Below are 13,821 nucleotides of genomic sequence, written 5' to 3'. Positions count from 1 at the left end.
CTCAGACTCCGAGGTAGGCCTTGCGGATGGCCGGGTCGTTGACCAGAACCTCCGTGTCGCCGCCGCTCGCCACGCGCCCGGTCTCGATGACGAAGCCGCGGTCGGCGAGGTCGAACGCCGTCATCACGTCCTGCTCGACGAGGAGGATGGCGAGGCCCTCCTTGTTGATCGCCTTGAGCGCGTCGCCCAGCCGCTCGACGAGATGCGGCGCGAGGCCGAGCGACAGCTCGTCGATCATCAGGAGCTCGGGCCGGCTCATCAGCCCGCGCGCGATCGCGCACATCTGCTGCTCGCCGCCGGACATGGTGGTGGCGTCCTGGTTGAGACGCTCGCCGAGGCGGGGGAAGAGCTCGAGCATGTGGTCGAGGTCGCGGGCCACGTCGGCCCGGTCCTCGCGCAGGTAGGCGCCGAGCAGCAGGTTGTCGCGGACCGACAGGCCCTTGAACAGGCGCCGGCCCTCGGGCACGTGGGCGACGCCGGCGCGCAACACCTTGTCCGGCCCGGCGTTGGTGATGTCCTTGCCGCCGAGGGTGATCGACCCGCGCCGCGCCTTTACCATGCCGGAGATGGTGCGCAGCAGCGTCGTCTTGCCGGCGCCGTTGGAGCCGACGATGCAGACGATCTCGCCCGGCCGCACGTCGAAGTCGATCTGCCACAGGACGGTGACGTCGCCGTAGCCGGCCGAGAGGTCCTCGACCTTCAGGAAGGGGGTGACGTCAGACATAGTTCTCGGACTCCAGACGCTTGGCGAACTTGGAGCCGAGATAGGCCTCCACCACCTTCGGATCGCGCACCACTTCGCCGGGCGCCCCTTCGGCGATCAGCGCGCCGTGGTGCAGCACCATCAGCCGCTGCGACACGCTGAGCACCACCTTCATGAGGTGCTCGATGATGAGGATGGTGATCCCGCGGCGGGAAATGCGGGAGATGAGGTCGAGGGCGCCGTCGATCTCGGCCGGGTTGAGGCCGGCGTTGACCTCGTCGAGCATCAGCACCTTCGGCTTCATGGCGAGCGACTTCGCCAGCTCCAGCCGCTTGCGGTTCGGCAGGGTGAGGGAGGACGCGGGCGTCTTCGCCACGTGGGAGAGACCGACGAAGTCGAGATGCTCCGCCGCGCGTTCCTCGGCCTCGTGGTAGCTGGACGGCTCGCCGCCGAACATCTCCCCGGCGGCGACGTTCTCGAGGACGCTCATCTCCGGGAAGGGCTGGACGATCTGGAAGGTGCGGGCGAGGCCGCGGCGCGCGGCCTGGTGCGGCTTCTGACGGGTCACGTCCTCGCCGCGATAGAGCACCTTGCCGGCGCTCGGCGTGTGGACGCCCGTGATGAGGTTCACCAGCGTCGACTTGCCGGCGCCGTTCGGCCCGATGAGGCCGACGATCTCCCCCTCGTTCAGCGAGAAGGACACGTCGTCGACCGCGCGGATGCCGCCGAAGGTGCGCGAGACGTTCCGCAGTTCCAGGATGGCCGTCATTGCACCGCCTCCGTCGAGCGCGACCTGAGGAACGGCAGCCGCGTCCGTCCGCTGAAGATGCGGATGAGGCCGCCCGGCAGCGCGAAGATCACCACGACGATGATCGCCCCGAGAATGGCACGGTTCCAGTCGAGGAAGTTGGCCCAGAAGATCTCTTCCAGCACGACGAAGGCCGCCGCGCCGATCGCCGGGCCGAGGACGGTGCCAGCGCCGCCCAGCATCGCCATCACCGGGATCTCCACGGTCATCACGATCTGGAAGGAGTCGGTGGGGTCGATATAGCCGATCCAGGAGGCGTAGACCGCGCCCGCCGTGCCGCACAGGAAGGCCGAGAGGACGTAGGCGAGGATCTTGAAGCGGGTGGCGTCCACGCCGACCATGTCCGCCGCGTCCTCGTTCTGGCGAATGCACTTCAGCGCGAATCCGAAGCGGTGCCGGTCGATGAACACGGTGATCGCGAAGATGATCACGAGCAGCGCCAGCATCACCATCAGGAAGAACAGGATGGTATTGTCGGGCGACCACATGAGGAGCGGGACGTTCAAGCCGTTCCCGCCACCGGTGAGGCTGCCCCACGCCGCGACGACGAGGCGGCAGACCTCGACGATGGCGATCGAGGCGATGGCGAAGTAGTGGCCGCGCAGGCGCAGCACGATGCCGCCGATGAGGCCGGCGAACGCCGCGACGAAGATCGTCGCCGCCAGCCACGCGAGCGGCATCGGCACCCCCGCCCCCTGGCACAGCGCCCCCACGTAGGAGCCGAGGCCGAAGAAGGCGGCGGTGGAGAATGACGGATAGCCCGCGAAGCCGCCGATGATGTTCCACGAGTAGGCGAGGACGGACGACATCGCGAGCATGATCGCGGTGCGCGCCATCGCGTTGTCGCCCCAGAAGGGCACGCTGCCGAGGACGACGATCCAGATGGCGAAGAGGCCGATGCGCACGGGATTGGACATTACTCGTACCCCTTCACGCCGAGGATGCCGGTCGGACGGACGAGAAGCAGGAGCAGCATCAGGACGAAGCCGGCCGTCAGCGCGTTCTGCGGGCCGAGGAGGACGCCCGCGAACGCCTCGACGAGGCCGAGGGCGAGGCCGCCGACCAGCGCGCCCGGCACCGACCCGAGTCCGCCGATCACGCACACCACGAACGCCTTGCCGAGGAAGACGCCCGAAAGGTTGGTGGTGACGGGGAAGACCATGGCGAAGACCGAGCCCGCGGCGCCCGCCATGAGCGCGCCGATGCCGAAGGTGATCGCGTAGATGCGGTTGACCTTGATGCCCATCAGCGCGGCGGCGAAGCGGTCCATCCGCACCGCGACGATGGCGCGGCCGATGGAGGAGGTACGCATCGTCACGAAAAGGATCGCCGTCAATGCGAGCGCGAGGCCCATGCCGATGAGCCGCTCGACCGGCAGGAAGATGCCCCAGAACTCCACGCTGCCGAGGCCGAGCGTGAGCTGGCGCGGCGTCGCGGAGAAATAGACGGTCATGACGTTGTAGAGGATCATGTCCAGCCCGAACGTCAGCGTGAGCGTGACGAGGACGGGCGCGGCGACCACCTTGTTGATGAAGGTCGCCTGCAGGGCGTAGCCGAGGACGAAGAGGATCAGCGCCACCGGCACCAGCGCCGCGAGCGGGTGGATGCCGATCACCTGCGCGGCGAAGAAGGTGAGATAGCCGCCGAGGATCACGAATGACCCGTGCAGCATGTTGATGACGTTGAGAACGCCCCAAACGAGTGAGAAGCCCACCGCCAGGCACGCGTAGAGCGCGCCGAGCACCAGGCCGTTGGCAATGATCTGCCCGACGTCCATTAAGACTGATACCCTGAGCTGGAAGGGCCGGGGCCGGCTGTCGCCGCCCCGGCGTCGTTGCGTCGCGGTCGGAGAAGGGCGATCAGTCGCCCATCAGCTCCAGATCGGCGGTGGCGATGGATTCGGGGTAGAGAACCTTGATGTCCTCGTCCTGAACCTGGATGATCGGCAGGTCGCGAGCCTGGTTCATGCCGTTCTCGCCGAAGTCGATCGGACCGTAGAAGGTCTGGATGTCGGTCGCCGCGAGCGCGTCGCGCAGCGCCGGGCCCTCGAGCGATCCGGCACGCTTGAAGACGTCCTCCAGCATGACGAGGGCGCCCGCGCACGAGCCGTGGACGTAGTCCGGGTCCTGCCCGCCGGAGGCCTCCTTGAAGTCCTCGTAGAAGGAGGCGGTCGTCGGCCAGACGCCGACACCCTCGTAGGCGACGGTGTGGTGCCACCACGTCTGGCTGGTCACGCCGTCGGCGAGCTCGCCGAGGCCTTCGGTGAACTCGACGTAGGCCGGGCCGGTGACCATGGTGAGGACCTTCGGCTCGACGCCGAGGTTGGCGAGCTGGCGCCGGGCGAGGATCAGGTCCTGCGTGTAGCCGGTGACGTACACCCAGTCCGGGTTCTGCGACTTGATGGACGAGATGGCGGACGAATGGTCGATCGCGCCGGCCGGATAGAGCTCGTTGTAGACAACCTTGAGGCCGCCATCTTCAGCCGCGGCGGCCGTGGCGCTCGCCATCGACTTCGGGAAGACGTCGTCCTTGCCGTAGATCGCGACGGTCGACAGGCCCGGCACCTTCTCCTTCAGGTAGGCGACCATCGCCTTCGTCATGTTGGAGTTGGGCGACAGCGTGCCGAAGAGGTACGGGTTGCCCTGGTCGTAGACCGATTCGGACGACGCCACGCAGGCGACGACCGGGATCTGGTAGCGCTGGCCGACCGTGGCGGTGATCTTCGAGTGGCCCGAACCGAACGGCGCCATGATGATCTGCGCGCCCTCGTTGATCACGCGCTCGGCGAGCTGGCCGGCGCGCGGCCCGTCGGTCTGGTAATCGTACTCGATGAATTCGACCGGGTGCTTGACGCCGTCCACCTCGATGCCGCCCGCGGCGTTCACCTTCTCGGCCCACATCTCGTAGACGAGGCGCTGCTTCTGGCCTTCGTCGGCGAGGCCGCCGGTGAGGGCGAGCGGGGCGCCGATCTTGATGGGCTCGCCATCCTGAGCCAGAGCGCCCCCCGTCGCCGCCAGCGCGAGCGCCGCGCCGCTCAGAAGACCGGCGATGGTGGGAGACAGTTTCACGGATTTCGTCATGCAAGCCCCTCTTGCGGAATGCTGCGGCCGGTGGATTCAACGCGCATGCCAACCGTCAACCGGGGCCACCAAGTCTACCCTTGGCCGCTCCAAAGTTGATCCGCATGCACGCAAGATTGTCGCGCCATATGGCACGATCACTTTCATCCTAAATATAGGACCATTTGAAATTAGACGGGGCGGGATGCGATTGAAAGTTTATAAATTCAACAGTACTGCCCATATGGCATGCACATTTTGCCCCGCCCGCATACGAATTCGTCACCGCGGGGGCCTCGGAGCGCGCGCTTTTTGTGCAGGAATAGGACGCTAGCGCAGCAGATCGACGTCGAGCCGGACACAGTCCCCGCGGTAGACGACGTCGGCCACGTAGAGGAGGCGCCCGTCCGGGTCCGCTATGGTGATGTGGGCCTCCGCCGTCGGCGAGCCGATCCCCGTCATGAGGTGCCCGGCGATCGCCTCGTCCGCCGCGCCGATGACGAAGGACTGCCGCGCCGAGCCGATGGCGAGCTCCGGCAGGGTCGCGATCACGTAGAGGGCGGGCTCGCGGGCGAAACGCTCGGGCGCCCGCGCGGCCACGTCCTCCACCACGTAGGCCCGCGCGTAGGAGAACGGCGCCCCCTCGCGCGCCTGCCGGCTTTCGAAGAAGCGGTAGGCTCCCGCGGGCACGAGGCCGCGCAGGACGCGCTCGGGCGGGACCACGTCGTGCTCGATCGACAGGAAATGCGGCACACTGGCGCCGATCTCGGACGGAATCCGGGACCAGTCGAGGTCGAGCTTGAGGAAGCGCTTGTCCGGCAGCGAGGCGGCGACGAACGTGCCGGCCCCCTGCACCCGGCGCAGAAGCCCCTCCCCCTCCAGCATCTCGACCGCCTGGCGGATCGTGACGCGGGCGACCGCGAACTCGTCCTGCAGCACCGGCAGTGGCGGAATCTTCTCGCCCGGCCGCCACGTTGCCTCGTCGATCCGTCGCCGGATCGCCGCCGCCACCTGAACGTATCGGGGCGTGCGGCTTCTGCCATAGTCGGGTCTCGGCACTCGTCTGACCTTGCCTTCGCGCGCAGCCTGTGGGGTCTAGCGGTGAAGCCCGCCAGACGCCAGCCCGGCGAGGGTCAACCGCGCGGCCACGGCGCGATCCCGCGCCCGATGATGCCCTTCTCGCCGTGCGCGTCGAGCGCCGCGAGCTGGACGCCGAGCACGGGTGCGTCCGCGATTCGCGCCAGGTCGAGCCCCAGCGCCAGTCCTTCGAACGGCAGGTCCGGGTGCGCGAAGCGGAAGGGAGCGTGGGCGCTGGCGGTCTCGTAGGCCGGATCGGCGAGGCCGCGGTAGGCGGTGACCAGCTCGGGCGAGAAGCGCAGCGCCGCCGCCCCGAAGCCGGCCACGTCCAGCACGGCGCTGTCGCCGATCGCCGGCAGCGTCTCATGCTTGTCCGGCCCGAAGCGCGGCCCTTCCGGGATCGTGGCGGGCCGGGTCACCCAGCGGTCCGGTGCGGCGGCGGTCTTGTAGCCGAAGTCGACGCCGTTGCCGCCGGCGGCGATCACCATGTCGGCCCCGCCCTGCTCCCCGGCCCGCGCGAGAATCACCGCGGCGGCCGCCATCAGGAGGTTGAGGACGAACTGCCCCGCCGCGTCGAGATAGACTTCCGCCTCGGCCCCGAGGGGTGGCAGCGCCTCGCGCATGGCGGACTGGGCCGACGCGACGCGGCCGTGGAGGTCGTCGCCGCCCGCGAGGCCGGCCGCCATCAGCGGCACGACGTCGATCGGCGCCGCGAGGGCGGATCTCAGCGCGGGCGCCACGACGTCACCCATCGCCGCGAGGTGGGAGAGGCCGTCTGCGGAGCCGGTCCCGAAGCGAAGCGCCGCGGGGGGCGGCCCGTCGTTGAGCGGCGAGAAGCGCTCGACGGCATCCCCGCCGGCGCCCGCGTCCCCCACGACGAGGCCCGGAACGGACGGCCCGGCGATGAAGGCGAGCGGGACGACCACGCCGTAGTCCTGCGCCGGGGCGAGAGCGATGTCACCCGCTACCAGCGCCGCGCGGGCGGAGGCGACGTCCGCCGCCATCCTCTCCGCCACCGCCACGAGAGCGGCCGACTGCAGGATGGGCGCGGGCGCGTGTTCCGGCGCGGCGAAGGGCGGGCCGGCATGCAGCAGCGTGCGTTCGGGAAGGTTTGCAAAGTCGCGCAGCGACTCGACGCGCAGAAGACGCGGCCACACCTTGAGAGTTTCGGCAGATACCGATGTATTCGCGATTGACACTGGCAGCTTATCTCGTACGGTTATAGGATGACATCAACAAGTGACGAAAGCGAAGACTGGCGCCCGGTGGCGACTGTCGGCGACACCCCCGGCCCGTCCATCCAGCGCATCAAGATCGACGGCTACGACCTCGTGCTCGTCCGGACGGACGGCGGTGTCCACGCCGCCCAGGGCTCCTGCCCGCACGAACGGGCGGACCTCGGCAAGGCGCGGCTGGAAGGCTGCCGCCTCGTCTGCCCCCGCCACCTCGCGAGCTTCGACCTTCGAACCGGCGCGCCGTCGCGGGGCTGGAAGGTGGCGGACCTGAAGCTCTACCCCGCGCGCATCGCCGGCGAGCGGGTCGAGATCGACCTCGCCGCGGTGCGGCGCAATCCGCCGATGGGGCAGAAGGCGGTTTGGGATTTCACCGGGGGTGCCGGCTGAGGCGGCGCCGCCCATCAGCCCATCTTCAGCGGCGCGCGGCCGAGCGCGTTGTTGGCCCGCACCAGCGTCTTGAGCGCGGCGATGAAGGCCGCGCGCTCATCCTCCGGCAGCGCCTCGACGGTGCGCGCATGAGCCCGGTCCACCGCCTCGGCGACGCGCTTCATCAGCGCCTCCCCCGCGGGCGTGACGCTGGCGAGCTTCATGCGCCGGTCGCGCGGCGCCACGCGGCGGCGGATCAGGCCGCGCTTGGCGAGGCGGTCGAGAACGGCGGCCATGTTGGTGCGGTCGAGGCCCACGGCGTGGGCCAGCACCGTCTGGTCCGCATCCTTGCATTCGGCCACGGCCGACATGACCGAATACTGCACCGGCGTGATCACCTCGCCGTGGCACTCCTCGGCGAAGATCGCGACGTGGATCTGGTGGAGGCGGCGGATCAGGAAGCCCGGCCGCTCGGCGATCGCGGTTGTCGCCGCCGTCGCCGGAATCGCGTTGCGCTCAGGCCCGCAAACGCCGGGATCCGGTGCCCCGGCGGCCTCCACCGCCGCTTCAATGCGCTGGCTCAACGGCTCGCCTCCCGCTCGTTCCGTCCCATCACGCTCATCACCCTCCCCGCGCGCCCGACACCCAGCGCCGAACCATTGCCACGAACAGCGCGAACGCGCTCGCGTCGGAGCGCACGTCCTCGTCGCGGCCCTCGATCATCGCGGTGAAATTCTCCGCGAACCGGGCGAGCAGTGCGTCGACCACTCCCGCAAGCGCAGCGGGCCGGCCAAATCGCGCCAGCGGACCGCTGATCCGGTACGTGATCGCCACGTCCATCGTGGAGGCCCCGTCACCGCGCGGGACGACCGTGAACCGCATGATGCCCTCGCCCCGGCTGCCGCTCTTCGGGTCGCCGCCCGCACCGCGGACCTCGCCACTGTGCGCGGCCTCATCGTAGGACACCGCGGCGGTGCCACGGAAGGTCGGTCGCATCGGCCCGATCGAGAGGGTGAAGGCACCCGCGAAGCGATCGCCCTCGCGCGTTTCGATGCGCGCGCCCGGAAGGCAGGCGACCACGTCCTCGATCACGGTGAGCCGGCGCCACACCGCCTCCGGCGGATGGTCGAGCGGGATCTCGCGCCGCAGCGTCTCGCCGCCGCGAATGTGCTCCGGCAGCACGGCGTCCGCGTGCGGCGCATTGTCCGGCGAGGCGGCCGGCGCGTCCCTGACCGCCGGCGCGGCGCCCGCGAGCGGGACCGCCCGTGCCTGCGGCACCCGCCGGGGCAGCGGCATCACGGCGGCCATGTGCGGCCCTTCCGCGATGACGGCCTCGATCGCCTCCACGATGCCCCGATAGCCGGTGCAGCGGCACAGGTTGCCGGCAAGCTCCTCGCGGATGCGGGTGGCGTCGGCATCGGGCAGGCGGCGCACGATGTCGTAGGCCGTCGCCAGCATGCCCGGCGTGCAGAAGCCGCACTGCAGGGCGTGATGGGCCGAGAATGCGGCGCGCAGACGGGCCATCAGCGGGTCGTCGTCAAAACCTTCGATCGTCCGCACGTCGGTCGCGTCGCAGCTCGCGGCGGAGGTGAGGCAGCTGCGCACCGGGCGGCCGTCGACGTAGAGCGTGCACGCGCCGCACACGCCGTGCTCGCAGCCGAGGTGCGTCCCGGTCAGGCCCTCCGCCTCGCGCACGAAGTCGGCAAGGTGGGTGCGCGGGCTGACGTCGGCTTCCGCCGCACGGCCGTTGAGGGTCAGGGCAATCGTGGTCATCGGGCAGGGCTCGGTTCGGCGGACGCCGCCGTGTGGGTGGCGGCGGCGATGGCGCGCGCGATGGCGGCGGCGTGAAGCCGCAGCGAGAGAGGCTCGCGGTCCGGCAGCAGCGCGGCCAGCGCGTCGGCCGGCGTCACGCGGCCTTCGAGGAGGGAGGCCGGGTCGGGAACGACCAGCGGCGGCCGCTCGATGGCCCCGACGACGAGGCGGGTCACCCCCGCCTCCCCGTCGACCAGCAGCGCGGCGCTCGCCTTGGCGAAGTCACCGGCCTTGCGCTGCGCCTTGAAGTACCCCCAGCGGGCGCCCGGCCGCGGCTTCGGCACGATGACCGCCGAGATGATCTCCCCCGGCTCCAGCACCGTCGTGAAGGGGGCCGTCGCGAACCCGTCCAGCGGCACGGTCCGTTCGCCCCCCGCCCCGGAGAGCACGACCGAGCCGCCGAGCGCGGTCAGCGTGACGAGCCAGTCGGCCGCCGGATCGGCGTGGGCGAGGCTCCCGCCGACGGTGCCGCGATTGCGCACGGCGCGATAGGCGATCCCACGCGCGATGCGGGCCATCCAGCCCGGCGTCGCGTCCGGCACCTCGCCGTCCTCGATCTCGGCGTGCGTGACGGCGGCGCCGTAGCGCACGTGGTCCCCGGCGTCGTCGGCGGTCCGGAGCTCGGGCACCCGCGCGAGGTCGACGAGCGCCGCCGGTCGCGCCAGGCGCAGGTTCAGCATCGGGCCGAGGGACTGCGCGCCGGTGACGGGCCGCGCCTCGCCGCCGAGCGCGGCTAGGGCGCCGGCGAGGTCTGCGGGCGTGGCGAGGTCGTAGGCTGCGGCCTTCATGCGGCGACGTCCTTGCGCGCGGCCGCATGGCCCAGCGCATCGAGCACCTTGTCGGGCGTGATCGGCAGCGAGGCGGTGCGGGCCCCGAACGGGCGCAGCGCGTCGTTGACGGCGTTGGCGATGGCCGCCGGCGGGCCGATCGCGCCGGACTCGCCGATCCCCTTCTGGCCGAACCGCGAGAGGGGGGAGAGCGTCTCCATGTGGTCGATCCGGATCGCGGGCACCTCGACGGCGCCGGGGAGGTGGTAGTCGGCGAAGGTGGCCGCCATCGGCTGGCCGTCGGCGTCGAACGGCATCTCCTCGTAGAGCGCGGTGCCGATACCCTGTGCCGCACCGCCGAGCACCTGACCATCCACCACCATCGGATTGATCATCCGCCCGGCGTCCTCGACGATCACGTAGTCGCCGAGCGCGATGGCGCCCGTGTCGAGATCCACCGTCAGCCGCACCGCGTGGCAGGCGTAGGAGAATGTGCCGGTGTCGGGCGCGGGACGATAGCCTTCGGTGAGCTCCAGCCCGCCCCGGTCGACGTCGGCCGGCAGGTTCTGCGGCGCGAGGTACCAGGTGCGGGCGACCTCGGCGAGGGAGACCTCGCCCGACGGCCCGCGCGCGTACCCGTCCGCCAGCGTGACCGTATCGGGCTCGGCCTGCAGGAGGTGGCCGGCGATCGCCCGTATGCGCTCGCCGAGCTTCTCGCACGCCGCGCCGACCGCGCCGCCGGCCATGACGGCGCAGCGCGAGCCCCATGTGCCGGTCGAGTACGGCGTCAGCGCCGTGTCGCCGTGGACGACCTTCACCAGCGCGGGGTCGATGCCGATCTCCTCGAACACGATCTGCGCGAGCGTGGTCTCGAGGCTCTGGCCGTGGCTCTGCACGCCGACGCGCACCTCGAGCCCGCCGTCGGGCGTGAGGCGGACCATCGCCTGCTCGTAACCCGGCACCATCGGGATGCCCCACCCGTGGTAGACGGACGTGCCGTGCGCCCCCTGCTCGCAGAAGATCGAGACGCCGACGCCGGTGCGGGTCGGCGCGCCCGCCGCGCGCTCGGCGGCCTGCGTCTCGCGGATGGCGGGCAGGTCGATGGCGGCGACGGCGCGGCGCAGCGCCTCGGGGTAGTCGCCGCTGTCGAAGTACTTGTTCGTGATGTTCGTGAACGGCATCTCCTCGGGCGGGACGAGGTTCTTCGCCCGCACCGCGGAGGGTTCCATGCCGAGCTCCTCGGCGAGCGCGTCGATGATAAGCTCCATCGCGTAGCAGACGCCCGTACGCGCGACGCCGCGGAACGGCAGGATGGGAGGCTTGTTCGTGGCCGCCGACTTCGTGTGGCAGCGATAGCCCTTCATCCGGTAGGGGCCGGGGAGGATGCTCGCCACCTGCGCCGCTTCCAGGCAGGCCGAGAACGGATAGATCGAGTAGGCGCCCGAATCGACGATCGCGTCGCAGTCCACGCCCAGCAGCGTGCCGTCGGCCGCGGCGTAGCCGGTGATCTCGTAATGATGCTCGCGGCAGTTGGCGCCGACGGAGAACTGCTCACGCCGGTCCTCCAGCCAGCGCACCGGGCGGCGCAGCGTCATCGCGAGCCAGGCCGCGCACACCTCCTCGGCGAGGAGAACGCCCTTGTAGCCGAAGCCGCCGCCGACGTCCGGCGGGATGACGCGCACCCGCGCCTGGTCGATCCCGAGGCACTCGGCGATCCCGGTGCGCACGATGTGCGGCATCTGCGTCGACGTGGTGAGGACGATCTGGCCGCTCATCTCGTCGTAGTGCGCGATGCAGCCGCGGCCCTCCATCGGCGACATGCACTGCCGCGCGGTGCTGTAGGTGCGCGTGACAACGGCGGCGGCGCCCTTCACCGCGTCGTCGAAGCCGATGTCGACGGACGTTTCGAGGAAGGTGTTCTCCTCCCATCCGTCGTGCAGGAGCGGCATGTCGGGATCGGCGGCCCGGCGCATGTCGACGACCGCGGGAAGCTCCTCGTAGTCGACCTCGACCAGTTCGGCGAGGTCCTCCGCCTCGGCGCGGGTCGGCGCCAAGCAGGCCGCGACGAGCTCGCCGACATGGCGGACCTTGTCGGTCGCGAGGATGGGCTGGATCGAGGACCGGAACCCCTTGAGCCCCGAATCGGCACGGATCCCCGAGCAGCCGGTGAGGTCGCCTCCCAGGAAGGCCAGCCCCGCCGGCTTGCGGGCCGCGACGACGCGCGCGTGGGCGACCGGCGCCCGCACGAAGGCCATCTCCAGCATCCCCGGCAGCTTGATGTCGCCGACGAAGCGCCCGCGTCCGCGCAGATAGCGATCGTCCTCGAAGCGGGTGAGGCGCGCCCCCACGCCCCGCGCAGGGGCGCCGGAGGCGGGTGTCCCGTCGGTCATGCGAAAGTCTCCATGGCTGGCCGTTCCAGCAAGCGCCGTGCCATGTGCATTGCACGGACGAACCGGACGGCCAGGGACGATCATGACATCAGAATGCGCCGGAATGCCTGCTAAATATGCGCGGCCTGGCGCGCATATGCGCAATCGTCAGTGCAATGAACATCTGTACACTGAACTTGCGGAAACCTATCCTTCGGCGATGCCGCTCCGGCCCATGACGCGCGACATCCCGTGACCGGCCGGTTCGAACCTCAGCCCAGACACCATCAAGGGACGCCCGTGCCATGAGCGACGCCAGCCAGTACGACACCATCCTCAAGGGGGGCACGGTCATCGACCCGGCGGCCGAGCGCAACGGACTCTTCGACGTCGCGGTCAAGGACGGCCGCATCGCCGCCATCGAGCCGGATCTTCCCGCCAGCGCCGCGAAGGACGTGATCGACGTGACCGGCAAGATCGTCCTGCCGGGCATGATCGACACCCACGCCCATGTCTACGAGCACGTGACCGGCAAGTTCGGCCTCAACCCGGATCTCGTGGGCGTGCAGTCGGCGGTCACCACCCTCGTCGACCAGGGCGGGCCGAGCTGCATGACCATCGGCGGCTTCCGCAACCACACCGCCAAGCTGGCGAAGACGCGCCTCTACTGCTTCATCTCGTGCTACCTCGTTGGCGGGCTCGAGGGGCACCTCTACCCCGACCTCTACGGCCCCAACGGCGTCAACGCCGAGCACACCATCCGTGTCGCCAAGGAAAACCTCGACATGGTGCGCGGCATCAAGGCCCACGCCGAGATCGGCGGCCAGTCGCGCTGGGGCCTCGAGGTCATCAAGGTCGGCAAGCAGATCGCGCGCGAGGTGGGCGTGCCGCTCTACATCCACCTCGGCCAGCTCTGGTCCACCGCCGAGGAAGGCCCGGTGCCGGACGCGGACGAGCTGATCCGCGAGCTCGTCCCCATCATGGACGAGGGCGACGTGCTGGCCCACCCGTTCACCCGCCATCCGGGCGGCTTCGTCTCCGAGGAGGGGGAGGTGCACCCGATCGTGTTCGAGGCGGTCAAGCGCGGCGTGCGCGTGGACGTCGGGCATGGTTCGCACTTCTCGTTCGCGGTCGCAAAGAAGGTGATCGACTCGGGCGTGAAGCCCTTCACCCTCGGCGCCGACCTTCACGGCTACAACGTGCGCGTTCCGCAGCCCGGCATGGGCCAGGAGGAGCGTGAGGAGAACCCGTTCTTCGGCATCGCCCCCTTCAACCTCACCGTCGCGATGACCGAGCTGATGATGCTCGGCATGACGCTGGAAGAGGTCGTCGCGACGGTCACGAAGAACCCCGCCATCATGATCGGCAAGGAAGACGAGCACGGCACCCTCGCGGTCGGGCGCGAGGCGGACGTCAGCGTCATCGAGATCCTCGACGGCCGCTTCAAGCTGTTCGACAACTCGGGCGTCGAGGCGATCTCGGACAAGCTCGTGCGCCCCGTGATGTGCCTCAAGGGCGGCGAGCGCTTCGACGCGAAGTCCCCGCTGATCCCTGACGCAGTCGCGGCGTAAACCGGCAGGCCGGAGCCCCCGGCCCACCCCGGCGACGAAAGCGACGACAGCCCG

General features: G+C 70.2%; 13 protein-coding genes. 2 read left to right on the top strand and 11 right to left on the bottom strand.

What is annotated here, in order from left to right:
* Position 1: 1 nt before the first annotated feature.
* The 7 genes from DLJ53_RS03395 to DLJ53_RS03365 form a co-directional block, all read right to left on the bottom strand.
* Positions 2–724, bottom strand: a complete 723-nt coding sequence (locus DLJ53_RS03395) for an ABC transporter ATP-binding protein (RefSeq protein WP_111342341.1) — start codon at positions 722–724, stop codon at positions 2–4.
* A complete protein-coding gene (locus tag DLJ53_RS03390; RefSeq protein WP_111342339.1) occupies positions 717–1,472 on the bottom strand; it encodes an ABC transporter ATP-binding protein in 756 nt (251 codons plus the stop codon). Before DLJ53_RS03390 ends, DLJ53_RS03395 begins: the two co-directional genes overlap by 8 nt.
* A complete protein-coding gene (locus tag DLJ53_RS03385) occupies positions 1,469–2,428 on the bottom strand; it encodes a branched-chain amino acid ABC transporter permease (RefSeq protein WP_111342337.1) in 960 nt (319 codons plus the stop codon). The genes DLJ53_RS03390 and DLJ53_RS03385 overlap by 4 nt, the downstream gene beginning before the upstream one ends.
* Positions 2,428–3,288 carry a branched-chain amino acid ABC transporter permease gene (locus DLJ53_RS03380; RefSeq protein WP_111342335.1) on the bottom strand — a complete coding sequence of 287 codons (861 nt, stop codon included), beginning with the start codon at positions 3,286–3,288 and terminating at the stop codon, positions 2,428–2,430. The genes DLJ53_RS03385 and DLJ53_RS03380 overlap by 1 nt, the downstream gene beginning before the upstream one ends.
* 82 nt (positions 3,289–3,370) lie before the next feature.
* Positions 3,371–4,579, bottom strand: coding sequence for an amino acid ABC transporter substrate-binding protein (locus DLJ53_RS03375; protein WP_202912981.1), 1,209 nt, complete (start codon positions 4,577–4,579; stop codon positions 3,371–3,373).
* Positions 4,580–4,900: 321 nt separating this feature from the next.
* Positions 4,901–5,581 carry a GntR family transcriptional regulator gene (locus DLJ53_RS03370; protein WP_202912980.1) on the bottom strand — a complete coding sequence of 227 codons (681 nt, stop codon included), beginning with the start codon at positions 5,579–5,581 and terminating at the stop codon, positions 4,901–4,903.
* Between the two features lie 122 nt (positions 5,582–5,703).
* The gene (locus tag DLJ53_RS03365) at positions 5,704–6,804 is read right to left on the bottom strand and encodes an oxamate carbamoyltransferase subunit AllG family protein (RefSeq protein WP_111342329.1); all 1,101 of its coding nucleotides are present in this window, start codon (positions 6,802–6,804) and stop codon (positions 5,704–5,706) included.
* A gap of 108 nt (positions 6,805–6,912) precedes the next feature.
* On the opposite strand from DLJ53_RS03365, the gene DLJ53_RS03360 reads away from it, so the two are divergent.
* Positions 6,913–7,269, top strand: a complete 357-nt coding sequence (locus DLJ53_RS03360) for a Rieske (2Fe-2S) protein (protein ID WP_162408825.1) — start codon at positions 6,913–6,915, stop codon at positions 7,267–7,269.
* A 14-nt stretch (positions 7,270–7,283) separates the two neighbouring features.
* Here the strand turns inward: DLJ53_RS03360 and DLJ53_RS03355 are convergent, their stop codons facing one another.
* From DLJ53_RS03355 to DLJ53_RS03340, 4 genes are read right to left on the bottom strand one after another with little or no spacing between them, the layout of a single operon-like run.
* On the bottom strand, positions 7,284–7,832 hold the full coding sequence (locus DLJ53_RS03355; protein ID WP_202912979.1) for a MarR family winged helix-turn-helix transcriptional regulator: 549 nt from the start codon (positions 7,830–7,832) through the stop codon (positions 7,284–7,286).
* Positions 7,833–7,869: 37 nt separating this feature from the next.
* Positions 7,870–9,021, bottom strand: coding sequence for a 2Fe-2S iron-sulfur cluster-binding protein (locus tag DLJ53_RS03350; protein ID WP_111342325.1), 1,152 nt, complete (start codon positions 9,019–9,021; stop codon positions 7,870–7,872).
* The gene (locus DLJ53_RS03345) at positions 9,018–9,848 is read right to left on the bottom strand and encodes an FAD binding domain-containing protein (protein ID WP_111342323.1); all 831 of its coding nucleotides are present in this window, start codon (positions 9,846–9,848) and stop codon (positions 9,018–9,020) included. The genes DLJ53_RS03350 and DLJ53_RS03345 overlap by 4 nt, the downstream gene beginning before the upstream one ends.
* Entirely contained in the window at positions 9,845–12,217 is a 2,373-nt protein-coding gene (locus tag DLJ53_RS03340; protein WP_111342321.1) for a xanthine dehydrogenase family protein molybdopterin-binding subunit, read from the bottom strand. Before DLJ53_RS03340 ends, DLJ53_RS03345 begins: the two co-directional genes overlap by 4 nt.
* Before the next feature lie 284 nt (positions 12,218–12,501).
* Between DLJ53_RS03340 and DLJ53_RS03335 the strand changes: the two genes are divergently transcribed.
* Positions 12,502–13,767 (top strand): amidohydrolase/deacetylase family metallohydrolase, encoded by a 1,266-nt coding sequence (locus DLJ53_RS03335; protein ID WP_111342319.1) that lies wholly within the window; start codon positions 12,502–12,504, stop codon positions 13,765–13,767.
* The last annotated feature ends 54 nt before the right edge of the window (positions 13,768–13,821 follow it).

The sequence above is a fragment of the Acuticoccus sediminis genome, from assembly GCF_003258595.1.
Lineage (GTDB): Bacteria > Pseudomonadota > Alphaproteobacteria > Rhizobiales > Amorphaceae > Acuticoccus > Acuticoccus sediminis.
The sequence above is the reverse complement of the archived record's forward strand: the minus strand, read 5'-3'. Positions and strand labels throughout refer to the sequence as shown.